This window comes from Corynebacterium propinquum DSM 44285, from assembly GCF_000375525.1.
GTDB lineage: Bacteria > Actinomycetota > Actinomycetes > Mycobacteriales > Mycobacteriaceae > Corynebacterium > Corynebacterium propinquum.
The window spans coordinates 79,098-101,634 of the sequence record NZ_AQXC01000003.1 but is presented as its reverse complement, the minus strand read 5'-3'; the positions used below and the strand labels follow the sequence as shown (position 1 = coordinate 101,634).

Annotated in this window: 20 protein-coding genes and 1 tRNA gene; 8 read left to right on the top strand and 13 right to left on the bottom strand. The window is 59.5% G+C overall.

Going from position 1 to position 22,537, the window contains the following annotated elements; genetic code table 11:
• Nucleotides 1–9 precede the first annotated feature (9 nt).
• The gene (locus tag B142_RS0103880) at nucleotides 10–702 is read left to right on the top strand and encodes a glycosyltransferase family 2 protein (protein WP_018120235.1); all 693 of its coding nucleotides are present in this window, start codon (nucleotides 10–12) and stop codon (nucleotides 700–702) included.
• A complete protein-coding gene (locus tag B142_RS11820) occupies nucleotides 703–1,116 on the top strand; it encodes a DUF2304 domain-containing protein (protein ID WP_018120234.1) in 414 nt (137 codons plus the stop codon).
• Here B142_RS11820 and B142_RS0103870 read toward each other — a convergent pair.
• The 7 genes from B142_RS0103870 to B142_RS0103840 all read right to left on the bottom strand — a co-directional run bounded on the left by B142_RS0103870 (nucleotide 1,088) and on the right by B142_RS0103840 (nucleotide 11,910).
• The gene (locus tag B142_RS0103870) at nucleotides 1,088–2,020 is read right to left on the bottom strand and encodes a GDP-mannose 4,6-dehydratase (RefSeq protein WP_018120233.1); all 933 of its coding nucleotides are present in this window, start codon (nucleotides 2,018–2,020) and stop codon (nucleotides 1,088–1,090) included. The two genes, B142_RS11820 and B142_RS0103870, sit on opposite strands and share 29 nt — an antisense overlap.
• Before the next feature lie 24 nt (nucleotides 2,021–2,044).
• Nucleotides 2,045–4,054: a DUF6541 family protein gene (locus B142_RS0103865; protein WP_018120232.1), complete on the bottom strand. Its 2,010-nt coding sequence runs from the start codon at nucleotides 4,052–4,054 to the stop codon at nucleotides 2,045–2,047.
• Between the two features lie 3 nt (nucleotides 4,055–4,057).
• The gene (locus tag B142_RS0103860) at nucleotides 4,058–7,393 is read right to left on the bottom strand and encodes an arabinosyltransferase domain-containing protein (protein ID WP_018120231.1); all 3,336 of its coding nucleotides are present in this window, start codon (nucleotides 7,391–7,393) and stop codon (nucleotides 4,058–4,060) included.
• A 124-nt stretch (nucleotides 7,394–7,517) separates the two neighbouring features.
• Nucleotides 7,518–9,416, bottom strand: coding sequence for a galactan 5-O-arabinofuranosyltransferase (locus B142_RS0103855; protein ID WP_018120230.1), 1,899 nt, complete (start codon nucleotides 9,414–9,416; stop codon nucleotides 7,518–7,520).
• A 30-nt stretch (nucleotides 9,417–9,446) separates the two neighbouring features.
• Nucleotides 9,447–10,208 carry a decaprenylphospho-beta-D-erythro-pentofuranosid-2-ulose 2-reductase gene (dprE2, locus tag B142_RS0103850; protein ID WP_018120229.1) on the bottom strand — a complete coding sequence of 254 codons (762 nt, stop codon included), beginning with the start codon at nucleotides 10,206–10,208 and terminating at the stop codon, nucleotides 9,447–9,449.
• Nucleotides 10,209–10,237: 29 nt separating this feature from the next.
• Entirely contained in the window at nucleotides 10,238–11,653 is a 1,416-nt protein-coding gene (gene dprE1, locus B142_RS0103845; protein WP_018120228.1) for a decaprenylphosphoryl-beta-D-ribose oxidase, read from the bottom strand.
• Between the two features lie 8 nt (nucleotides 11,654–11,661).
• Entirely contained in the window at nucleotides 11,662–11,910 is a 249-nt protein-coding gene (locus B142_RS0103840) for a hypothetical protein (protein ID WP_018120227.1), read from the bottom strand.
• 45 nt (nucleotides 11,911–11,955) lie between these two features.
• Here B142_RS0103840 and B142_RS11815 point away from each other — a divergent pair, with 45 nt between their 5' ends.
• The 3 genes from B142_RS11815 to B142_RS13950 are packed head-to-tail and all read left to right on the top strand — an operon-like array spanning nucleotide 11,956 to nucleotide 13,922.
• A complete protein-coding gene (locus B142_RS11815) occupies nucleotides 11,956–12,834 on the top strand; it encodes a hypothetical protein (protein WP_155860926.1) in 879 nt (292 codons plus the stop codon).
• A gap of 47 nt (nucleotides 12,835–12,881) precedes the next feature.
• Nucleotides 12,882–13,349, top strand: coding sequence for a GtrA family protein (locus B142_RS0103830; protein ID WP_018120225.1), 468 nt, complete (start codon nucleotides 12,882–12,884; stop codon nucleotides 13,347–13,349).
• A 36-nt stretch (nucleotides 13,350–13,385) separates the two neighbouring features.
• Complete coding sequence (locus B142_RS13950) at nucleotides 13,386–13,922, top strand: hypothetical protein (protein ID WP_236658149.1); 537 nt, start codon at nucleotides 13,386–13,388, stop codon at nucleotides 13,920–13,922.
• A 75-nt stretch (nucleotides 13,923–13,997) separates the two neighbouring features.
• Here B142_RS13950 and glfT1 read toward each other — a convergent pair whose 3' ends face one another.
• The 3 genes from glfT1 to wzm are packed head-to-tail and all read right to left on the bottom strand — an operon-like array spanning nucleotide 13,998 to nucleotide 16,711.
• Entirely contained in the window at nucleotides 13,998–14,942 is a 945-nt protein-coding gene (gene glfT1 / locus B142_RS0103820) for a galactofuranosyltransferase GlfT1 (protein WP_051067297.1), read from the bottom strand.
• Nucleotides 14,943–14,986: 44 nt separating this feature from the next.
• Nucleotides 14,987–15,772 carry a galactan export ABC transporter ATP-binding subunit Wzt/RfbE gene (gene wzt, locus B142_RS0103815; protein WP_018120222.1) on the bottom strand — a complete coding sequence of 262 codons (786 nt, stop codon included), beginning with the start codon at nucleotides 15,770–15,772 and terminating at the stop codon, nucleotides 14,987–14,989.
• Between the two features lie 45 nt (nucleotides 15,773–15,817).
• Nucleotides 15,818–16,711 (bottom strand): galactan export ABC transporter permease subunit Wzm/RfbD, encoded by an 894-nt coding sequence (gene wzm, locus B142_RS0103810; RefSeq protein WP_018120221.1) that lies wholly within the window; start codon nucleotides 16,709–16,711, stop codon nucleotides 15,818–15,820.
• 180 nt (nucleotides 16,712–16,891) lie between these two features.
• On the opposite strand from wzm, the gene B142_RS0103805 reads away from it, so the two are divergent.
• Nucleotides 16,892–18,127, top strand: coding sequence for an aminotransferase class V-fold PLP-dependent enzyme (locus tag B142_RS0103805; RefSeq protein ID WP_018120220.1), 1,236 nt, complete (start codon nucleotides 16,892–16,894; stop codon nucleotides 18,125–18,127).
• A 171-nt stretch (nucleotides 18,128–18,298) separates the two neighbouring features.
• On the opposite strand, the gene B142_RS0103800 is transcribed toward B142_RS0103805, so the two are convergent.
• On the bottom strand, nucleotides 18,299–19,261 hold the full coding sequence (locus B142_RS0103800; RefSeq protein WP_026167814.1) for an NAD(P)H-quinone oxidoreductase: 963 nt from the start codon (nucleotides 19,259–19,261) through the stop codon (nucleotides 18,299–18,301).
• A 102-nt stretch (nucleotides 19,262–19,363) separates the two neighbouring features.
• Here B142_RS0103800 and B142_RS0103795 point away from each other — a divergent pair.
• Both B142_RS0103795 and B142_RS0103790 read left to right on the top strand, forming a co-directional pair.
• A tRNA-Ser gene (locus B142_RS0103795) sits at nucleotides 19,364–19,451 on the top strand.
• A 289-nt stretch (nucleotides 19,452–19,740) separates the two neighbouring features.
• Nucleotides 19,741–20,871, top strand: a complete 1,131-nt coding sequence (locus B142_RS0103790) for an LLM class flavin-dependent oxidoreductase (RefSeq protein ID WP_018120218.1) — start codon at nucleotides 19,741–19,743, stop codon at nucleotides 20,869–20,871.
• A 174-nt stretch (nucleotides 20,872–21,045) separates the two neighbouring features.
• On the opposite strand, the gene B142_RS0103785 is transcribed toward B142_RS0103790, so the two are convergent.
• Both B142_RS0103785 and hisC read right to left on the bottom strand, forming a co-directional pair.
• Nucleotides 21,046–21,465, bottom strand: coding sequence for a phage holin family protein (locus B142_RS0103785; RefSeq protein ID WP_018120217.1), 420 nt, complete (start codon nucleotides 21,463–21,465; stop codon nucleotides 21,046–21,048).
• Nucleotides 21,465–22,499 carry a histidinol-phosphate transaminase gene (gene hisC / locus B142_RS0103780; protein WP_026167813.1) on the bottom strand — a complete coding sequence of 345 codons (1,035 nt, stop codon included), beginning with the start codon at nucleotides 22,497–22,499 and terminating at the stop codon, nucleotides 21,465–21,467. Before hisC ends, B142_RS0103785 begins: the two co-directional genes overlap by 1 nt.
• Between the last annotated feature and the right edge of the window lie 38 nt (nucleotides 22,500–22,537).

The following is a 22,537-nucleotide window of genomic DNA, read 5'->3' as shown; positions in this document are numbered from 1 at the left end:
TAACGCTTAATGAAATATTCCGATGTGTGGCTGGTGATCCCGTGCTTCAACGAAGCGACGGTAATCCGTGACGTGATCGCAAACGCGCGGAAGACTTTTCCGAATATCGTTGCGGTCGATGATGGATCCAAGGACGGCTCTCCAGAACAAATCCTGGCTGGCGGCGCGCACCTGGTGCAGCATCCGGTGAACCTGGGGCAGGGTGCGGCGATCCAAACCGGCGTGGAATATGCCCGTGCGCAACCCGGTGCGCGGATCTTTGTCACCTTTGACGCTGACGGCCAGCACCAGGTGCACGATGTAGAGAATATGATCGCCCGGTTGCGCAAAGATGACTTGGACATTGTCGTCGGCACGCGATTTGGCGCCTATGAACGAGAATCTTCCCAGGTTCCGCTGATCAAACGCATTGTGCTGCGCATCGTGGTGGCGCTGTCGCCCAAGCTGAAGCGCCTGGGTCTTAGCGATGCCCACAATGGTTTGCGTGTGATGGGGCACCGTTTTGGCAATGAGCTGCAGCTGCGCATGAACGGCATGAGCCACGCCAGTGAGTTTGTCGACATCATGGGCAGCGGTGAGTGGACCGTGGGCGAAGAACCCGTCGACGTGCTGTATACCGAATATTCGATGTCGAAGGGCCAGTCGCTGTTCAATGGTGTCAATATTCTTGCCGACGGGCTACTGGGAAAGAGACTCGATTAAATGCTATTGATTCAAATTCTGCTGGTCATCGCCGTGGCCGCGTTGACGCTGTATTTCCTGAGCAACCGCCGCAAAGCACGCGCGAAAGCCGGCGTGAAAATCGGTTTTGTGGTGTTTTTGGTCATCGCCATTTTTGCGGTGCTATTTCCGGATGCCACCACTTGGGTTGCCCAGCTGGTTGGCGTGCAGCGCGGCACTGATTTGATGCTGTATGGGTTGATCGTGGCTTTCGTGTTTGTCACGATCAGCTCGTATTTGCGCTTCCGCGAGCAGGAATTGCGCTTTGCCCGCTTGGCGCGTGCGGTGGCGCTGAGTAATGCGCAGGCACCAGGGCCGGAAAATACCGCACAGCCGGAAGAAACCGCGCGGCCGGAAAATACCGAGGCTAACGGCGGAAATACTCCACGGTCTTAGCCACACCTTCCGCGATATCAACCTGCGGGCGCCAGCCCAGCAATTGCTCTGCTTTGGCAGGGCTTAGGCAGCTACGCGGAACATCGCCGAGCCGAGCCGGTGCATATTCCGGGGTGTCGGGGGCACCGGCGGCGTTTGCAACCAGGGTGTGCAGCTGTCGGTCGGAGGTTTCCACACCCGTACCGATGTTGAAGCGTTCTCCACCACCCGCGGCGCCGGAAGCCGCCAGGTAGGCCGCGACTACGTCATCGACGAAAATATAATCCCGCGTATTGCTGCCGTTGCCAAAGACTTTGGTGGGCTCACCAGACAATAAACGCTGCGCGAAAATCGCTACCACACCGGCTTCCCCGTGCGGATCCTGCCGCGGGCCATACACATTAGCCGGGGCAATATGCGAGCATTCCAGACCATACAGGTGCCGGTAAGTGTTCAAATAAATCTCGCCGGCTGCCTTGCTGGCCGCGTACGGCGAGTGCGGATCAATCGGTGTGGATTCATCGACTGGGTATTCTTCCGGAACCCCATAAATAGAACCGCCGGATGGCGTGCCGACGATTTTGCGCACCCCGGTTTTACGCGCGGCTTCGGCGAGGCGAATCGTGCCAATGATATTCGCTTGCGCATCATGCAACGGGTCCGCCACGGAATGGCGCACGTCGATTTGCGCCGCCAAGTGGAAAATCACCTCCGGCTCGTGCTCGGCGCAGAGGGCTTCCAGGTCACCGGTGATGATGTCGGCTTCCACAAAACTGAACCCGTCGTGATCGCGGGCTTGCTCCAGGTTGGCGCGGCTACCCCGACTGAGGTTGTCGAGGGCGACGACGTCGTCGCCACGCGCCAAAAGCTGATCGACCAATGTAGAACCGATGAATCCGGCGCCGCCGGTAACCAAAGCCTTCATGGCCTTAAGGTTACGCCCTGCGCGCTATTGTGTCTGCGGCGGGTACGGACTATCGCTGAGGATCTTGTCCAGTTCCGCGTCACTAAACATCTCATCGACGGCATAGATGCTGACTTCATGGTTGCGGTAGACCTCAGTCAACCCGGGTGCGGTATCCCGCAGGTTCAACAAGACATCATTCGGTGGTTGCAAATGCGGGCCCCAAAAATTGGGTGGGCTAATGAACACGTAGTTGATGTCCATGCGCTCCAGGATTCTGTCGACGTCCTCGCCTGTGGCGGTGCCCGATCCGGCCTCATCCAGGTGATGGAAAAGCGTGGTCAGTTCTGGTTCCACAGCGCCGGTGAAGTAATAATGCCGGGATGTCGACGGCAGCCGGTTGTAGGCATACATCCAGCCGTTGCCTTCATCAGGGTTGACGAACACATGCCCGTCGTAGGCTTTCGGTTGCTGCGCTAGCCAGTCATAGGCGCGTTGGTCGCGCTCGCTGACCAGCCGGCCAGAACGGGAATCTTGCGACAATCGCCGCGCTGGTTCTTGCAGCGTGACCAGGGCGGTACCGGCCACGATGGCGATGACGACGCTGGTGACCCCGACTGTGACGGGTAGTTTACGGATGCGGTCTTTGTTGATGGCCGCCGCCACAGTGTGGATGATCCATCCCAGCGCCAGCGCACTCGTGGCAGCTACCAGCAGGGACACCCAGACGTTGATGCGCCGGGCATCCGAATAAAACGGGCCGACGAGGTTTTGCAGGAAATCACCCACTGGAGTCTCAAAATACTTCATGGCGTGGGCAGAAAGTGCCACGCCAAAGCCCCAGAGCAGGATGGGCCAGACCGTTTTGCGGGCAAGCAAAACCAGCGCGCCAATCCCACCAATGAGCAACAGGTGCCACGTGGGCCCAAATTCGTTCGTGTGGCGGGTCAATAACCCGGCAGCCAAGCGCCAACTTTCTGCGCGGTCAATTCCCGGGACTTCGAAGGTCCGGGCGAAATCACCGAAATCTTCTGCATCCTCGTTGCCAAACAAGAACACAGCAGCCGGAATCGCCGTAGCCACCGCGCCCAGGCCCACCGCGGCCAAAGTCAGGAAATCCCCCAACCGTGAGCGCGTCGGAGCAAACAAGGCGTGGAATACCCAGTAGAAAAGCACCAGGAATACTGCGACCAACAACCCTTGCGGCTGGCTGCTCAATGCGCCAAATAACGCCAGAATCGCGAACGGGATGGCCCGGCGATCGCGCAGGCAATGAATGGTAAGCACAGCTGCCATCGCGCCCAGCATCATCGAGGTGGCAGCAGGGATGGCCGCAACGCGGATTTCAATCCACGGCAAAGCCGGGAAAAAAGCGGTACCCGCACCAGCGATACCGGCCACGGCACGCCCGCCCAACATACTCGCCAACGCGGCCACCGCCCACGGGGTGACAAGCGCCAGCATGATGCCTGAGCCCAGGTTGTACTCGGCCATCGTCGTGAGATCCACCCAATGGGCAGGAATAGAGACCACGGAATGCCACGCAGTGGGGTAATACATGGGCGCATCGGTGAACTGGTGATGCAACGCACCCATCGCGCCCGGGGCAGCGATACCTTCTTCACTGATGAATGCCAGCACATTCGCGTGCCAGTGCGCATCCCAGCCCTGGAAGATGTTGTTGATGCCGTGCGGCATAGCCGCCAGGTAGTTCCAGTACATCCCGCCGATAGTCAGCGTTCCCGCGGACACACCGGCGACCGGGAGCCAGTCCTTGGCTTCCCAGAGGCGCGTCTGGGTCGCAGGCTTCGGCACCAACCGTCCCCACAGCTCCGCCAGCACGATGGCAACCAGGAGTGTCACCACGGCCGTCGGCACGCGCCAACCGGCGCCAAAGACGTGAGAAATCTGTACGCCAGCAGCGACGATGCCGAACGTGACCGCCGGTGCCGCCATTAATGCGACGGGCATCGACAGGCGCGCCCGCCAACCAACCAACAAGCCGGGCAGGATCACCACGGCAAGCAAGCTGACGGCAAAAATCGCTGCTGCCATTACTTAACTCCGTTCGTCGCGGATTTTCATATCCGAGCTGTGCCACAAACCACTGCGGGTGTGTTCGGTGTAGTCGATCGTAGCTTCATCCGGGGCATTGCCTGCAGAATCGCGGCGCAGCTCGTATTTGTGCACCGCGCCCCAGTCGCGGTTCCAGTCACCATCCAGGTAGCCCGGGATCTCATACGACCAGTTCACTGCCTCTGCCGTGGCCATCGCGCCACCGCCGTAGTAGTCCTGGAAACCACCCAGCTGGGATTGGGCATCGGAATCCGGCAGCACGCGGAATTCCGGGATCTCCGTGACGCCAGCGTAGTGATCAAATGGGCGTTGGCACGGGAATTGGAAGGCCGTCGACCAATCCAGCAGCGCCGGGGTGTCGTTGTCGAAGCGCTGGCTGACCGGCTCCAATTCTGGGTTACGTGGCGGGGTCACGGCGATCCAGTCTTCTGGGTCCAGCGAATAATCCTCGGCCACCAGGCGCACCACATTGGCGTCGTCCGGGATTTCATCCAGCGGGAAGCGCAGGTTGCGCCAGTCGGGGCGCTGGCCGACGTCCATCATCTCCACTTTCTTGGTGTTGGTGACCTTGCCATCTGCACCGCGGGTGCCGTATTCCAGCAACAGCTCTTCGCCTTCTTGCTCAATGCCGTTGATGTCATGGTGGGCGATACGCCCGGCGGCAGAGACCACCAACAGTGGGGCAGATTCGCGGCGCTCCGGCATCTGGTACCAACCGGTGGTCAGTTCGGCAGCGGATTGTGGCTCGGATTCATCCGCCCACGAACCCAGCACTGGAACGCGGTTGTAGTCCAAGTTGAACGGCAGGCGGATCGTGGAATCATTCACGCCAGCATCCGCGCGGTTGCCGTCCTCGGTTTCCTCAGTCGATTCCGAGCCCGTGCCAGCGCTGGTGGGAGAATCAGCATCACCGATCACGCCGACAGCAGCGGAATCACCACCATCCGGCTCGATCTCAGACGGCACACCATTCGGATCAAAACCACGCGATTGCCCCGCCGCCAGCGATTCGCCGAGCTCGCCGTCGACCGGAGTCAAAAACGCGTCATTGGTGTTAGTTTCCAGCAAGGCGTCGTCGGCAAGCGCACAGTGGTCACCGGTGAGAGCCTGCAGGTTGCCCTTGCCCACGGAATACGAAGGGTATTGATCTGCAAAGGCCTTCGCGAACGACGCCAGCGACAATGCCACCGCCAGCGCCGACACCACCGCGATGGGGGCAGCCATCACACCGGCCCAGCGCGTATTACGCTCCGGTTTCGGGGTGCGGAAAGAATAGATCACACCGACCAGCAGCACCAACAGGGCCAGCAGCAACACGACGTTGGTGGCCTCGATCCCGCGCAACTGGATCGTGCGATCCCACCACGGAATACCAAACGACGACACATACCACCAGGCATTCCAACCAGCCAGAGTAAACGCCAACAGGAACAACACACCCGCGATCGAGAACACGCGGGCGCGCCGGGAACGCACCGCCACCTGCGAGAGCACCACCGCGCCCAAGGCGGCAATCGCGGCGGCGATACCGGCATAGATGCCGAAGTGGTGGGTCCACTTCGTCGGGGTGAACATCAAGAAAAACAGCGAGACGAACACGATCAGCACCAAACGCAATGCTGGGCCATTCGCCATTTTCCGGTCGCGCACGAACGCGTACAGGATCAGCGCGATGCAGGCGAACATCACCACGGGGCCGAAGCGGCGAGTAAACGAGCCGTCGACGGTCTGCTCAAACAGGGTTTGGTAGCGGACGAACTCGAAGAACCACTCCAGCGACGGGCCGACCTCACCGCGCACGCGGGTGGATTCCAACACCGTCGCGATGGTCTGATTGTTGAAGATCATCACCATGATCATCGTTCCGGCCGCCATAAACGGCGCGATCATCGCCGCGGCCGCCAGCGTGCCGCCGTCCAGCAGTTGCAGGCGATAGCGCAGAATGCGGATCAGGTACGGCAGCGCGATCAAGAAGGAACCGACCGCGAACAGACCCGTCGGGCCCGCGGCCAGGGTGACCGTCGCGATGAACGTACCGATTGCCGCTGGCAACAGACGCTGGGTGGCAATGGCGCGTTCGAAAGAAACCCAGGTGAGCACCACGCCCAGGGCGACGAATGGTTCCGGGCGGATGCCGTTGTTGAACGGCAGCCAGAAAGCCAAAAACACCAGCGCGGCGGTCCAGTGCGCCACGCGGCGGTCGTTGACCATCTCGCCCAAGCGCGGCAGGATTTCGCGCGAAAGCACCCACCAGATTGCAATGCCGCACAACAGCGCGGGCAGGCGCATCCACAGAGAGTTCGTGGACACCGCGGCAAACAGCGCCAACAAATCGTAATACGGGGTACCAAACGGCGATTCCGGCACGCCATACCAGCGATAATAATTCGCCATATACTCCGCGTGCTCGGTCACCCGCGCCATGGTCAGGATATAGCCGTCGTCCGAGGTATTCGCGCCAAATACGTGCCAAAATGCCAGCACGGCCACCACCAGGCCATCCAGCGGGCGGAGCTTAAACCAGCGCGCTGGCAGCACCTTCAGATCCTTGCGGCCATCCAACAGATCCATCCGCGCCAACGCGATCAGCGCGACCACCATGAAAAACACGCCCAGGCCCATCGCCAGCGATTTCGCCAGCGTCGGGGTGGAGGTAAACCGCGAGTTGATCTCCACATCCACATCCAGGCCGGCAGCGGTCAGCGCAGCCACGTTCTCCGGCGTGTCCTCCAGCTCAGAATAAATGCCGGTGACCTGCGGGCGCAGATCGTCCTCGGTTTTTTCCGAATGCTTGCCGACGGCTACCTTCGTGCCATCCGCGGTCACCGAAATCTCGATCAGCGCGTCGTCGGCAAGCGCTGCGACCTCGGATTCTTGCAAGCTCAGCAGAACCTCGTCCAAGGCGAACACATCCAAACCGCCGTCGGCAGAACGCACGAACAGCCCACGGTTGGAGGCCTCAGTGGAATCCTCCGGAACAGTGCCCAGCACCAACGTCTGCTCGTCGCGCAGCATATCCAACGCAGCGACTGGAACCGTGGCCTCGAAGGATTCCGGCGCCACGGAAATCAGCGGCGCGTTGATGGAATTCAGTGAGCCATTCTGTGGCCACGCGAACGACGACTGCGTCTGGTTAACCGGCAGCAGCGGGGTGGCAATAAACAGCAAAAAGCCCACGACGCCGGTGATGATCGCCGTGAGTTGCAGCTTGTGTGCGCGCGCAGCTGCGGTGGGGTTCGAGGCGCTTTGTGCACTGGCTGCTCGCTGTGCAGATTCCTCGGTTCCGACTGCCTGGGGGTTGAGAGGTTGAGGTGACACAACGTGTCAGTTTAGCCCAGCCGCGGCCGAAAACTGGTCTTGACTGGGCCCTGGTTTGGGCTCTGGATGGGGCCCTTGTTCTGGCCCATGTTCTGGCCCGGTGACAGCACACTATTGGGCGCCCTTATTTGGTGCGGCTAATCACCACATAAGGGCCGACTTGTTCGATATCCCACAGTGCGTCATCCGCGAATACCTCGGAATTGAAAAATACGCTTTCGTAGGCCACGTTCGGGTTATTGGGGAACAGATCCACCGCGATGTGGGTCTTGAATTCCTCGTCGTCCTCATCACCCCGGAAGACAAAGACATCCGGGCCTTTCCACTCGGTATCTTCCAACGCAGCGGCGAAATCCTGCGGGTCCGCGAGCTCGTCGAACGATGCTTCCGCCCAGTGCTTGATGATGTCGTTGCGCTCGGTGTACTGGCCCATCGGGTTCGCGTAATGCGAGGTGAAGCCGTTGAAACCGTAATACGGGTAGTAGGACAGCAGCGAGTTCTCGTCGGTCAACAGCACCGTTTGCTGCGGCGAGTGACCAGCACTACCCAGCGTGGCGACGATCTCTGGGAAGTACTTCGCCGAACCCGGGGCGTATTGGTCGGCGCGCTCGCCATAACCGTCGGTATCGGTATAGGCGTGGTCGATTTCGTCTTCGTTGGCCACGGAGATCTGCTGCGCGTAGCCGATGCTGGCCGCCACCAACAGCACGGTGAAAGCGCCGGAAATCTGGCGGGCGGACAGGTTGATTTTGCGAGATTCGAAAAAGTGCACCACTTTCGTGCGGTCCGTATCGGCGAGGGCGAAAAATCCGGCGGTCGAGAGGATCAGCGCGATCGGCAACTCAATGCGGAAGCCCAGCAGGGTGGAACCAAGCAGCGTCATCAGCATGGACGCCAGCACCCAGCCGTAGAGCACGATGGTGGCGATTAGCAACGGACGACGCGTGCTGCGCAGCACCAAGTACAGCAGACCCAGCAGGCTGAAAAAGCCCAGGGCAGAAAATTCGAAAAACGGCAGCGGAACCTGTGTGCCTTCGGAAGGCAGGAAGTGCTGTGCTACCGAGGATGGCTTATAGTCCGCGGTGGCCACTAGGTACAGGTACGGCCCCCAAGAGATGGCGGCGATCGCCATTGAGCTCAGCCCCATGACCACCAGGCGGAGGAATGGGCCGATGCTGCGTTCTGCGGTCCAGAAATAGTGGATCGTTAACACGATGGCGATCAGCGCAGTCACGCCGACGAACAGCGTGTACATCGTGGCCGAAACGCCCAGGTAGACCGCCACGCCTGCGACGGCCAACCAGGATCCACGCACCGCACGGGCTGCCATCACCACAGCCGGGGCGATACCCATGCCGACGATGGCAGCATATGGCTCATCTGCTGCCATGGACAGCGTGACCGCGGTGTTTGCCAGTGCGAGTGTCGTCGCCAAGGGCAGCGAGCCGGTTAAGGCCTGCCATACCGGAACCAACAACGCAGCAGCCGTCGCCAAGGACACCAACGCCCACGGTTGGTAGACCTCCCAACCGGGCATATCCAGCAGGTTCGCCAAACGCCCGCCGCCCCAGAACCAACCCAGTGGGTAGTAGGTGGGCATATCCAGGTAATTCATGTCCTGGTAGCCGAAGTTGGTGGCGGTGCGGGTGAGGAACTGCGTGCGGAACAGCTGATCCACCTGCAAACCGTCGAGCCACAGGCGGGTTGCCGAAAGCGGAATACCCAGCGTCGCGATGGTCAGCCCAGCAGGCGAGAGGTAGCTGACCAGGTAGGTCAGCGCGCCGCGCCACCGGGGGTGGTGGTCAGCTGTGCGCCACTGCCACAGCAACACGGCCACCAGCACGAGCAAGCCCACCGATACGGCGGTGGCCAGCCCGCGGGTGACCATGGAGGTATTAAATGCCGGGAGATTCGTCCGGTCCAGGATGGCCCAGGCGATAAGCGCTGCAACAAAACTGCCCAGCCCCGTGCAGGCTAGGGCCGTGAAAATCTGGGGCCGGGTGAGTTGGTCTGGTTTGTTCATTCAGGGTTTCTTGTCGGGCAGGCAGGAAGCTTAGAACGGCAGGCGACGGAAAATCGCCTGTGGGATGAACTGGAACGCCAGCGAGACGTAGCGGAACAGCGGGTGGACAAAGATATTATCCTTGCCGCCTTTGATCGCCTCGACGGTGGCCTTGGCGACGTCGTCGACGTTGACGGTCAGTGGCGCCTCGCCGGCTTCCGCCGACATCTTGGTGCGTACCTGGCCCGGGCGCACGACCAGCACGTTCACGCCGGAATCGCGCAGGGCTTCACCCAAGTTGACGTAGAACCCGTCCATGCCTGCCTTGGCGGCACCGTAGACGAAGTTGGAACGACGCACGCGCATACCGGCCACCGACGACAACGCGACGATGGTGCCGTGGCCCTGCTGGCGCATCTTCTGGCCGAGTGCCACGCCCACTGACACCGGGCCGGTGTAATTCACCTGGGCTGAAGCCACCGCGGCTTCGTGGGATTGCCACAATTCTTCCTGGTCGCCCAAGGTGCCGAAGGCAACCACTGCGATATCCACATCGCCGGCAGCAAAGGCTTCGTCCAACACGCCAGGGTGGGAATCGTAATCGGTGGCGTCGAAATCAATGACGTTCACTTCGCTGGCACCGGCATTTTCCAGGGTGCGCTTGGAATCAGCCACGCGCGGCGAATCCTTGCGCGCCGCCAGGGTGATCTTGGCTGGCCCAGCTGAGAGCAGCTCGCGGGCGATGCCAACGCCAATTTCACTGGTTCCGCCGAGCAATAAAATGTGCTGGGCTTGGCCTACAGCATTCAACATAAAAATAGGGTCCTTAAAATTTTTCGGGATTAGTGCAGTTCTAGACGACGCGACATATCGGAGGCGAATACGCCGGTCGGGTCGATCTCATTGCGGGTATCCAACCACGACTGCATCTGTGGGTACATCTGGTGGAATTTCTCTGCAGAGGTGCGCGATTCCTTCGCCAGGTACAACCGGCCGCCGAAATCCAGCACGCGCTTGTCCAGCTCATCCAAGAAATGACCCAGGCCTGGCTTGATGGGAAAGTCCACGCAGATATTCCAGCCCGGCATCGGGAACGACAGCGGCGCGCGGTTGCCTTCGCCGAACAGCTTGAACACGTTCAGGGCACTGTAGTGGCCGGAGGCCTGGATGGAGCGCACGATGGATTTCAGTTCGCTCGTGGCTTCGCGCGGCACCACGAACTGGTACTGCAAAAAGCCGCGCGAACCGTAGCCGCGGTTCCACTCGCCGATCAAATCCAGCGGCTGATAAAACTGCGTCAGGTTCTGCACCTGGTCACGGTATTCACCGGATTTCAGCCACCACGCCTGGCCGACGGCTTTCATCGTCAGTTTATTCATGGTGAAGTTCGGGAAAATATCCGGCACGGTCACAAGCTGCGGCGCGCTGAACTTCAACGGGTCCTTCGCCAGCTTCGGGGAAAGCTCTTTCAGCTGATCCAACGTCGCCAAGCTGCCGCGCGAAATCGCGGCACGGCCCAGCTTCGGTTCCGGGCTGATGGCGTCGAACCACGCCGAGGAATAGGTGTAGTTGTGCTCGGAGCCGTCGGCATGAAACTCGATGGTTTCATCGAAGTTGCTGGTCAAATCGCCGTCGGCAATGAAAAACGCGGTTTCGGTCTTGGTCATGCGGATCGTCGCCTGCACGATGATGCCGGTCAAACCCATGCCGCCGACCGTCGCCCAGAACAACTCACCATCCGGGTCATCCTCCGAGCCTTCTGGCTTCAGCGTCAGGATCTTGCCGCTGGCGACCAGCAGCTCCATCGATTCCACGTGGTTGCCGAACGACCCCGCGGAGTGGTGGTTTTTGCCGTGAATATCCGGGCCGATCGCACCACCGATGGTCACCTGGCGGGTGCCAGGAAGCACCGGAACCCACAGGCCATACGGCAGGGCGGCCTTCATCAACTGATCCAGGGTCACGCCACCATCGACGACCACCAAGGCGGTGTCCGGGTCGATGGAGTGGATCTTGTTGAAGCGCTGCATATCGATGACCAAACCACCAGCGTTTTGCGCCGGATCGCCGTAGGAGCGGCCCATGCCGCGGGCGATGACGCCGCGCTTGAGGTGGTCGGGCTTGTCAGCGTTGTCGTCGGCAACCTGCTTGACGGCGTCGACGATGGTGTCGAGGTCTTCCGTGCTCAGAACTTGCGCGCGGGTTGGGGCAGTGCGGCCCCAGCCGTGCAGGGTTGCTTCGCTGGTGTGTAATTCCATAACTATTACTATAAGTCCATCAATTCGCGGATGGGGGCAGGCAACTCGTCCTGTGAGGTGATCGTGTCTCCGTCGTATTCGCGCAACAGACGGTAGACCTCGCGCCGGGAGGTGCTATCCAGCATGGGAAGCTCCTCGGCGAACAGGCGCGTCATGAACTCATCCAGCGGCAGGTTGGTTTCTTGCGAGGCGACATATGAGCCGTTCAGGCGGTCATTTTCGGTGTCATAGGAGTCTTTTTTCCGTTTTCCGAACATGCTTTAAGCCTACGTGTTCTGGCCTGCTCGTCTACCCTGGGGCGCATGCTCAGGCACAGCAATGTCGTGTATTTGCGGGAGCGGACTGTCATCGTGCGGGCTTCCCTGGTGCTCGACGATTATGAAATTCACCGGCATATCGGGGTCTCTGAATCCCTGGATTTGGCGGAGCTTGCCGACGTGTTGGCTACCTGTTTTGACCTGCACGACGAGCAAACCCCGTGGCATTTCACGACGACGGGCCGCTTGCCGACGGCCCCGCCTGCGGAAACCTCCCGCGTCGACCCGCAGCACCTGGTTGGTGAATACCTGGGCCGCGAGCACGCGTGGTTGAATTTTCACTGGGGCCTGTGGGTCTTTCAGCTACAGACCGTGGAGACTTACCCGCGCGATAAGGAAACCCCGGTGGCGTTGTGCGTTGGTGGCTCGGGTTCGTTTTTGGGCAGTAAATTTGATCTCACCGCGATTAACGCGCAGTTGACCGGGCCGGATGCCATTGATCAGGTGTTGGCAGAGGTAAACCCGGAAGTGGGGGCGTTGATTCGCCGCTCCGGCGTGACGGATCTGGTGCCGTTGTTGCAGGCGGTTGACGTGCGCCGAGAGTGCACGGTCGATGCGCAGGTGCGCGCGCGGTTGGAACAGTTGCCGCTGGAAACCGAGCCGCGGCGTCGGGAAGCGTTTTGGGCTTGTGTGCTGGGCCTTTCGTGCATGGGTGGGCCGGAAATGACCGACGAGATCGCCGGGGTGTTGTTTGCTGCGCTGGGAGATTCTGGGCAACCTGGCCAGACAAACCAGAGCACTAAGCCACGCCAGTTGTGCGCAGATTCGCTTTCCGTGTTGGCGCAGTGTGTCGCGGCGGTGGCGCCGGTGGACCGGCTGGATGTGTATCGGGTTGTGTTGCGCGGTACCGACGCTGCCGGTTAGGTAGGATCTGTGCAGTTGTTGTTTGCCGAGAAAGTCGAGTGAGTTTCATGCCTAAGTTTTCCGCGGTGCAGGCGTTGCGTTCGTCGTCGGTGGATGATTCGAAGAAGCTGCAGACGCAGTCGCTGAAATTCTTGCTCACGGGCATCGTTGCCGCGATCGTGGACTTTTCGTTGACGTGGATTTTACAGATCGGCCTGGAAGCGTTGGCTCCGTTTTGGGCTCGTACCGTTGGTTTTATTTTTGGCACGCTGACGGCGTATTTGTTGAACCGTGCGTGGACGTTCCGGGCGCAGAAATCCTTCCGACGCTTCGCGGCGGTGGCGTTGCTGTACACGATGACGTATCTGATTAACGTCGGTGGTTCGCGCCTGCTTTTCGAGTTGTTTTCGGAAGTTTTCGGCTGGGCAGACTCGATTGCGCTGGCGGCTTCGTTCGTGATCGCGCAGGGTACTGCCACGGTCATCAACTTCTTCGTGCAGCGTATGTTCATTTTTAAAAACGCGGAGCCGATTTAACGCGCAGCCCCCAACGCCAGATTGTGAGGTTCCTTGATGGGGTCGATGGAATCAATGAAAAATACTTTGCAGCCTGCTCCACCTGACAAGATTTTTCTAGCTTATGTCAACCGAAAGCCGCTGGATAATATGGATAGGAGGTGGGGTACGCAGGTCCTTGCTGGCGCCAGTTTTAGTGAAAATGAGGTGTTGGATTGGATAGAAAGAGGTAAGCAAGTTGAGCATGATATTTGGTATGAAGAATTAATCCTGGACAATCCTCACGAAGTCCCCGGCACACCAAAAGAAGTTTTTGTGTATTTCAGTGGTATTACTTGCGAGGGCTGGGAGGACGACTTTGAGTGGATGGATCCGGTGGGGCGTAGAGCTACTATTCCAATGAATTATGTGGGTGTGCCACGGCCTTGGCCAGCGCAAGCTGAAACCGGAGATGAATATGGTGGCATAGTGTGGAATCGGCAGGATCTTCATCTCTGGAGGGTTCCGTGTCCTTGGATGAGTGCTTATCTTCTTGCCCCGTTTCCTCATGCCAGCAGCCCAGATATAAACTACGGCAAACCTTGGACAGTCTAAATTAATCACGCTCCCGGCCCGGGCAGCCGACAGCGGTGTCATAGCGCTACCTGCAAAGCCCAGGTAACAGTTTTCTTAGCCCTGAGGTCGACGGAAATCTTCCGTGCGTCCTCGATTATGCAGGCGCAACCAGGTTTTAAAACCAGCGAAATCACGACGCTGCACCAAGAAGAACCACCCAAAGCGGGCGAATTCCTGCGGCAACAGCTTCTTCATTCCACGCTGCCACAAGATATAACCACGGTTACGGTAGGTGAAAAATCGCTTGCCTGGATTATCGGGAAATTGCGTGTGCATCTTGCCGCCGAAAATCGGCTTGAACTCGTCGGCACCATCCGGGTGTAAATACGCCGCGGTCAGGCACGTGCCAAAACGTAAACCGGAATTGACCAGGCGGCGGTGGTATTCCACCTCATCTCCACGGATAAACAGACGATAATCCGGCACGCCGATCTGTTCCATGGCGGCAGCCGAAATCAGCGCGCCGTTAAACAGCGAGGCGATGCCCGGCAAAAACTCGCCGTCCAACTCGTTCACGCGCCGACGCCAAACCAGGCCCTGCCGCAGCGGAAAGGCCAGGCGCTGCGGATCGTTGATATTGCACACGACTGGGCTGACCTGGTGCAGCCCGTGGGATTCGGCCACGGAATACAGCTTGTCCAGCACGTGTTCATCGGCGGGGCGGCCGTCGTCGTCGGCACACCAAATGGCATCCGCGCCCAGCGCGAGGGCCGTGAGAAAACCATAAGCGAAACCGCCGGCACCACCTAGGTTCGTGTGGCTCGGCAAATAGTGGCCACGCTCGCCAGCTAATTCGTCGACAAGCGTTTCCACCGCAGCTTCCGCGCCATTGTCGACGACGATGATCCAGTCAACCGGGTGTGTTTGCGCAACTACCTGCTCGAGCGAGGCGCGCAGCAGCTTGGCGCGGCGGTGGGTCACGATCACCGCGGCGGTGGTGCCTGTACGGTGCAGCGACGGCGTAGAGGTCGGCTCTGGCGAAGCAGAAGAAGCTGTCATGGAATCCATTCTATTGCTGAGGTTGGGGATAACTCTGGAAACGCTTAACTCTGGAAACGTCGCACCAGATCGCGCACGTAATTACCGGCCTCGATGCCTTCGTAATCCTCGACGACGTCTTCCACGCGGCCCACGGAACGGATCTCGCCTTTGTCCACCCACAGCGCGGTGTTGCACAACTGCGCCAAGAAATCGTTGGAGTGCGAAGCAAACACCAAAATACCGGCGCGTTTGACCAGCTCTTGCAGGCGCACGCGGGCTTTGGCCATGAAGGCGGCATCCACGGCGCCGATGCCTTCGTCGAGAAGCAAAATCTCCGGCTCAATAGAGGTGACCACACCCAGCGCCAAGCGCACCCGCATACCCGTGGAATAGGTACGCAGCGGCATGCGCAGGTAGTCGCCCAGCTCGGAGAACTCCGCGATCTCGTCCATTTTCTTTTCCATTTGCTTGCGCGACTGGCCCAAAAACAGCCCGCGGATGATGATGTTGTCGTAACCCGAAATCTCCGGGTCCATACCTACGCCCAGGTCAAAGACAGGGGCGACGCGGCCGCGAACATCGGCGCTGCCACGAGTGGGCTCGTAGATGCCCGACAGCAGGCGCAGCAGGGTGGATTTACCGGCGCCGTTGTGGCCGACGAGCCCGACGCGGTCGCCTTCGCGTAGGTGCAAATTGACGTCACGCAGTGCTTCGACGACGACAGTGTTGCTGGCGTTTTTGCCCAACGCGCCGCCGGCGGTGGATAGCATTGCTTTTTTCAGTGAGCGCGACTTGGCATCGAAGATCGGGAAATCGACGCAGGCGTTATAGGTATCGATTGAGACCATGATGGAAACTCCTTAAACAATCCCGCAGGATTAAACCCAGCTAAATTAAACCCAGTAGCTGACACGGAAACGCCAGCGCTTCATCGCCAGCAGGGCTAGACCGAAACCGACGACGGTGCAGCCGACAACGACCCACCAGTGGTAGGCGTCGACAGGCTGGCCGATCAGCGGGCCGCGGACGATTTCGAGGTAATGGAACAGTGGATTCAGCTCCACCAGGCGGGCTGGGCCTTCGATGCCGTCGCCGCCTTGTTCTTCTAACGTGCGCACCGTCCACACGATGGGGGTGACATAAAACAGTAGCTGAGTCAGCGCCTCCAGCAGCGGGGCGACGTCACGGAAACGGGTGGCGATGATGCCGAAGAACATCGATACCCACGCGCCGTTGAGCACCAACAACACCAGCCCGGGAATGGCCAGCAGCACTTCCCAGCCCAAGTGGCGGGGGAAGATGATGATCAGCGCGACCCAGATGATCATATTGTGCGCCAAGAACAACAGTTGGCGCCACACCAACCGGTACACGTGCACAGAAATCGCGGCGGGTAGCTGTTTGATCAGGCCCTCGTTATCGATGAAGATCATCGAGCCGTCTTTCAAACAACCCGAAATGAACGTCCACATGATCAAGCCCACAGTCACGTGCGGCAGGAATTCCGCGGTGGGGATATCAAACAGCATGGAGTACAAAAAGCCCAGTGCAGTCGCCATGGCACCGGTGGCGATAGTGATCCAGAACGGCCCCAGTACCGAGCGTCGGTAGCGCTGCTTCATGTCTTGCAAACCCAGTAGCAGCCACAATTCGTGCTGCTTCAGGCCATGTGACAGATCGCGCCAGGCAGCCCCGAAGGTCATTGACTTAGACTGGGGTGCATCGCCGTCGGCGCCAGAGGTCATCCGGGCAATATCTTGGTCAAGCTGCGTATTGTTCTCCTGCACAAGGGCAAACCTTAGCAGTTGCGCTCTACCTGGCGAGGCTACAACGCGCACCAGCCTGCCGTGATTCTTTGTGTGAGCTGGGAATTTCTTGGGTGGCAGGCGTCGGCCAGGAGGATTGAGTGCGCCGCAATTTTCGGTATACAGTATTAGCGGGCAAGGCAGAAGGGAGCTGAGACAGGCATGGCTTATGACGTCTACAGCGTGCGTGGTTTGTACACCACGCTATCTGAGGGCTGGACGTATCTGAATGCGCATGCCACTCCGCAGGTCCCGGAACGCGTGGCGGTGGGTGTTGCCCGCGCTTTCCGTAATGCCACTTCTGTCAGCACCGGCCCGACGGGGAGCCATTCGCAGCGCCAGCATGCCGGACGGTTAGAAGGCGATGTGTATATCGAAAATGCCCGTGGCGCCGTGGCGGATTTGTTGGGGGTGCGCGCCGATCGCGTCGTGCTGGGGTCGAGCCTGCCGGTGCTGTATCAGTCTTTGGCGCGCGCGATGGAGCCGATGCTCTCGCGCCCGGGTACCTCGGTGGTGCTGTCGGGCTTGGATGCCCCGGAGGTGTCTGCCCCGTTTTCTGGGCTTGTCGACGATACCCGCTGGGCCTTGCCGGATTTGGCCACAGGCGAGTTGCCGGCGTTTCAGTATAAAGATCTTGTCGACGGCCACACGCGCTTCGTGGCATTGTCCGCCGCGCATGATTTGCTGGGCACCGTCGCGCCGGTCAGTGAGATCGTGGAACACGTGCGTTCGCGTTCGCGGGCGTGGACGCTTGTCGACGTCTCCAGCATCGCGATGTACCGGCCGATCGTTGCTGATGATTGGGATTGCAACATCCTGGCTATCGACCTGGCGCAGATTGGTGGCCCGCAGTTGGCCGCGCTGGTCTTCCGCGATACTGCGATGTTTAAACGCATTGCGCCGATTTCACCGACACAAGACTGTGATACCTACGCGAAGCTGGAATCTCCGTTTTCTGCTGGCCTGGCCGGTGGCGTCGGCCCGGCAGTGGATCACGTGGCGCGGCTGGGTTCGGCCCCGGCCGGTTCGCGGCGCAAACGTGTGCAGCAGTCCATGGCGGAGCTGGATGTGTACATGGCGCGGTTAACGAACCAGATGTATACGTTTTTGGGCACGCTGCCTGCCGCGCACATCATTGGCGTGACTGGTGAAGCCGCGGCTGGGTCCACGGCGGACCGGCTGCCGCGTTTGTCTTTTGCCGTGCATGGGGTACCAGCGGCGACGGTGCACCAGCGGCTATTCGATAACGGGCTGGTGACCACCATCGCGCCAAATACCCCGCTGTTGGAAAACATGGGGGTCGGTGAGATCGGTGGCGCGGTGACGATTTCCGCCGCACCATTTAATACGGAAGCTGATATCGCGCACCTCACGCGCGTGGTGGCTTCGTTGGCTTAACTTTTCGCCCTGTAAATAGACGACAAACCACCCTCTGAAACGTCGACAAACCACCCCCTAAACTGTCGACAAACCACCCCCTCGGCGCTATGATCAGCAATTATGTACTTACCGAGGGTTGTTGTTTAAGAGACGAAAATTCGGCGAATCTGCGCGGGTAGCGCTGGGGATCTAGCTGCTCTGCGTGAGCACCAGCGTGCCGGTGACTTCGCCAGAGTCGAGCGCTTTGTGCGCGGTAGCCGCGTCGGCAAGCGGGTAGCTAGCGTGCCGGTGGTGGGTGATGGAGCCGTCGGCTAGCCAAGGCCACACGTGGGCAACGGTGTCGCGGACGATCTCGGCTTTGGCCTCGGTGTCGCGGGAACGCAGCGTGGTGCCGAAAATGCTCAGCCGGTTGGCCAGCACTGCGCCCAGGTTGATCTCTTCTTTCGTGCCGCCCTGCATGCCGATGATTACCAGCTTGCCGTCCTTGGCCAGCGATTTCAGGTTCTGCTTCAGGTATTTCGCGCCGATGATATCCAGGATGACGTCGCAGGAGCCTTTCAGCTTGTCGACGAAATCCTCTTCTTTGTAGTTGATTAAGATATCCGCGCCGTATTTCTTGCAGGTCTCGAGTTTTTCCGCTGAGCCTGCGGTGACGGCGACTTTCGCTCCGAGTTTTTTCGCGACCTGAATGGCGAAGGTGCCGATGCCGCCACCGCCGCCGTGAATCAGGATGGTCTGGCCGGAATGTAGGCCAGCCGTCATCACCAAATTGGACCAGACGGTGCAGGCTACTTCGACGACAGAAGCAGTATCTTCCAGGGAATAGCCCTCGGGGATGGGGGTGAGTTGACCTTCGGGCACAGCGACGTATTCCGCATAACCGCCACCGGCGAGCAGCGCGCCGACCTCTTCGCCCACCTCGCGATTGGTATCACCAGCGTCGACGATGGTGCCGGCGGCTTCCAGGCCGATCAGCTCAGAAGCGCCCGGTGGTGGTGGGTACGCTCCTTTGGCCTGGAGTAAATCCGCCCGGTTCACGCCCGATGCCGCCACTTTGACGAGCACCTCGCCTGCGCGCAGCTGGGGGATATCCACCTGGGTGAGTTCTAAAGACTGCGGATCGTCGGCATCGGTTTGCACGATGGCGTGCATGGTGTCTGGAATTTCTGGAGTTACAGTGTTCTGTGCATTTTTCTGGACTTTTTTCTGCGCCTTTTTCTGAGTCATAGAATTCCATGGTAGGTTAATGTCGCTGGAGGTGTGGCAGAGCGGCCGAATGCACTGGTCTTGAAAACCAGCGTGGGGAAACTCACCGCGGGTTCAAATCCCGCCGCCTCCGCCAGTGGACATACCGGTGGTATCTGTTTTCTTTCAGGTGCCGCCGGTTGTTTTTATTTTCGCCCCCAGGGTCTCTGCAGCGCGGGTTAATAGTTAAGTTGTCAACCCCTTCAGGGCAGTCATTCTCACCATTTATAGACTGACCTGTCTGTAATTCGCTTATTGATTGTGGGGGTTAAATATTTGTAAAGGTGCAGGTTGCATGAGGGTAAGTAGACTGATTGGTCTATTATTCCATGATCTGTGAATGAAATTATCGCATTCACGACAGACCATGTGGTCTACTGTCTGTCATGGCTGATACAGAGATCACATTGCACTGGTACCTACCCACCTACGGCGATTCCCGACAAATTATTGGTGGCGGGCACGGCGGCGGCATCTATCACGGGGAGCGCGAACCCACGCTGGATTACCTCACGCAAATTGCACTTGCGGCAGAGGCGAACGGCTTTGAATCCCTACTTACACCGACCGGTCAGTGGTGCGCTGATTCTTGGGTCACCGACGCGGCGTTGCTGGCGCGAACTTCTCGCATCAAATTCCTCATTGCTTTTCGCCCAGGGCTAGTCAGCACACCGTTGATCGCGCAGCAAACACAAACCCTGCAGGAATTATCCGGCGGTCGTGTGCTACTCAACGTCGTCGTGGGCGGCGAGGACATTGAGCAAAGAGCCTATGGCGATTACACCACTAAGGAGCAGCGTTATGCCCGAGCCGATGAAGCGCTGGCTTTGGCGCAGGATTTGTGGACTAGCCAGGAACCAATCACGCGGCAGGGAACCTACGAAACGGTAGAAAACGCACAATTAGCAAAACGTCCAGAGACCACCCCGCGCATCTTTTTCGGCGGTTCCTCGCAACCCGGCATCGAGGTCGCCGGGCGACGGGCCGATGTGTATTTAACCTGGGGTGAGACCCCAGATAAGGTGGCAGAAAAACTGGAACGGGTCCGGCAATCTGCTGCCGCAGCTGGTCGGGAAATTGAGTACGGTATCCGGCTGCACATCATTGCCCGGGATACTTCGCAGCAGGCCTGGGCGGAAGCGCAGCGGTTGCTCGATAGTGTGGACCCGGAAGAAGTGCAGAAAATTCAAAAAGATCTGGCCCGTTCGCAATCGGAAGGGCAGCGCTTGCAAAGCGAACTGCACGGGCAAGGTAAGGATTTTGTTTCGGGTGCCGACGCCCGTGAGCTGGAAATCGCTCCCAACCTGTGGGCGGGCGTCGGACTGCTGCGCGGCGGCGCGGGCACCGCGCTGGTAGGCAGCCACCAAGAAGTTGCGCAGCGGCTGGCGGAATATCGTGATGCTGGAATCAAGCATTTCATTGTGTCGGGCTACCCACATTTGGAAGAAACCTGGACCGTGGGTGAAGGCGTCGTTCCGCAGCTGCAAAAGCTGGGGTATCCGGTGACCAACCGCTAAGGGCATTATGGAAATGCTATTCTTTATCTCGAAAGCCCCGGAACGATCCCTGCACTACGAAAGTAGGAGTAAATCGCCGGGGTTATTGATTTTTCAACGGCAACATCGGCATAATTTTGACCAGAAAAACCGCTGCTAGGACTAGGTCCAGTTGCCGACGATGACTACGCCACTCTAGCCTCGGGCACGTACCGGGTTGGTGATCATCGCAACGATGCTGCGCGCGAAAGCGAAAATGCCGGCGCCAAAGGCGGCGGACCAGAAACCGTCGATGGTGAAAGTGATACCCCAAATGTTGATGGCGTTGGTAATCACCGAAGCCAGCCACAGGATCGCGATATTGACGACGAAAGAAAACAAACCGAGCGTCAGGCAGTTAATCGGTGCGCCCACTGTGCGCACGATCGGGCCGACGGTGGAGTTGACCACCATGAATGCGGCAGCGATGATCCCCAACGCGATAGCGGGGTCGAAAGATTCGTCGACCAGCAGCTTATTCGGACCCGTGTAATTCACGCCCGGCACTAGCCACACAGTCACCGCCAAGGCCGCGGCGATGGTCACGATATTCAGCAGCAGCGCCAGGGCACGCATTAGGCAGTCATCTTCTCCCACGCGGCAAGCAAGGCGTCGGTTTCTTCTGCAGTGGTGGCGGTAATGCGCAGACCTTCGTCGAACGCGCGCACCAACACGCCGGATTCTGCCAGCTGTGCGGCGACGTTTTGCGGCTTATCCTGCAAAGATTCTGCCGGGATCCACACAAAATTAGCGAAAGATTGCGTGAGCGCCAGCTCGTCGGCAAGCCGGTCGCGCTGCTGGTTGGTCTCGGAAATACGCTCGTCGAGCTCGTCGGCAGCCTCCAACGACGCCACTGCCGCCGCCTGCCCCACCGCGGACACGCTAAACGGAATGGCGACCTTCGCTAAAACCGTAATGATGTCCGGGTTGCCGAAGGCGTAACCGACGCGCAGGCCGGCCAGCCCGTAAGCCTTGGAAAACGTGCGCAAACCGATCACATTCGGGTACTGCTGCACGGCCTCGGTGGCCAGCGGGGTGTCGTCGGCAGTGTTGTATTCCACATAAGCCTCATCCAAGGCGACGACGACGTCGGCAGGCACCCGGTCCATGAACTCACGGAATTCCTCGGTGCTGACGGTGGTGCCGGTGGGGTTATTCGGGTTGCACACGAAAATCAGGCGGGTGCGCTCGGTGATGGTATCGGCCATGGCGGGAAGATCATTGCGCAGCTCGCGCAGGGGGACCGGTACGGCGGTAGCGCCAGTGACCTGGGTGAAAATCGGGTAGGCCTCAAAGCTGCGCCACGGGAAAATGACTTCATCGCCCGGTTGGCAGGTGATGGTCACCAATTGTTGGCACAGCGCGGACGAACCGGTACCGACGGTGACGCTGTTTTCGTCGGCTAGCCCCAACTTGGTGGCAAGCTGGCGGCGCAGCTCCACGGCGCCCATGTCCGGATAGCGGTGGGATTGCGCGGCGGATTCGGCAATCGCCGCGGAAACACTCGGCAGCGGGGCGTGGGTGGATTCGTTAGAAGAAAGCTTGACTGCATCCGGCATGCGCTTGCCGGGGACGTAGGCGGGCAGTGAATTCAGATCTTCTCGCAACATGTGCGCAAGTGTAGTCGCATCTGATTGGCGCGAGGGCA

Bases quoted from the DNA above. Each gene is read 5' to 3' on its own strand.
- glfT1 (WP_051067297.1), bottom strand. From the start codon at position 14,942: ATGACAGCTTCTTCTGCTTCGCCAGAGCCGACCTCTACGCCGTCGCTG.
- B142_RS0103855 (WP_018120230.1), bottom strand. From the start codon at position 9,416: ATGAACAAACCAGACCAACTCACCCGGCCCCAGATTTTCACGGCCCTA.
- B142_RS0103880 (WP_018120235.1), top strand. From the start codon at position 10: ATGAAATATTCCGATGTGTGGCTGGTGATCCCGTGCTTCAACGAAGCG.
- dprE2 (WP_018120229.1), bottom strand. From the start codon at position 10,208: ATGTTGAATGCTGTAGGCCAAGCCCAGCACATTTTATTGCTCGGCGGA.
- dprE1 (WP_018120228.1), bottom strand. From the start codon at position 11,653: ATGGAATTACACACCAGCGAAGCAACCCTGCACGGCTGGGGCCGCACT.
- B142_RS0103840 (WP_018120227.1), bottom strand. From the start codon at position 11,910: ATGTTCGGAAAACGGAAAAAAGACTCCTATGACACCGAAAATGACCGC.
- B142_RS0103830 (WP_018120225.1), top strand. From the start codon at position 12,882: ATGCCTAAGTTTTCCGCGGTGCAGGCGTTGCGTTCGTCGTCGGTGGAT.
- B142_RS0103785 (WP_018120217.1), bottom strand. From the start codon at position 21,465: ATGCGTGCCCTGGCGCTGCTGCTGAATATCGTGACCATCGCCGCGGCC.
- wzt (WP_018120222.1), bottom strand. From the start codon at position 15,772: ATGGTCTCAATCGATACCTATAACGCCTGCGTCGATTTCCCGATCTTC.
- B142_RS0103790 (WP_018120218.1), top strand. From the start codon at position 19,741: ATGGCTGATACAGAGATCACATTGCACTGGTACCTACCCACCTACGGC.
- B142_RS0103870 (WP_018120233.1), bottom strand. From the start codon at position 2,020: ATGAAGGCTTTGGTTACCGGCGGCGCCGGATTCATCGGTTCTACATTG.
- B142_RS0103865 (WP_018120232.1), bottom strand. From the start codon at position 4,054: ATGGCAGCAGCGATTTTTGCCGTCAGCTTGCTTGCCGTGGTGATCCTG.
- B142_RS13950 (WP_236658149.1), top strand. From the start codon at position 13,386: ATGGGGTCGATGGAATCAATGAAAAATACTTTGCAGCCTGCTCCACCT.
- B142_RS0103800 (WP_026167814.1), bottom strand. From the start codon at position 19,261: ATGCACGCCATCGTGCAAACCGATGCCGACGATCCGCAGTCTTTAGAA.
- B142_RS11815 (WP_155860926.1), top strand. From the start codon at position 11,956: ATGCTCAGGCACAGCAATGTCGTGTATTTGCGGGAGCGGACTGTCATC.
- B142_RS0103805 (WP_018120220.1), top strand. From the start codon at position 16,892: ATGGCTTATGACGTCTACAGCGTGCGTGGTTTGTACACCACGCTATCT.
- B142_RS11820 (WP_018120234.1), top strand. From the start codon at position 703: ATGCTATTGATTCAAATTCTGCTGGTCATCGCCGTGGCCGCGTTGACG.
- hisC (WP_026167813.1), bottom strand. From the start codon at position 22,499: ATGTTGCGAGAAGATCTGAATTCACTGCCCGCCTACGTCCCCGGCAAG.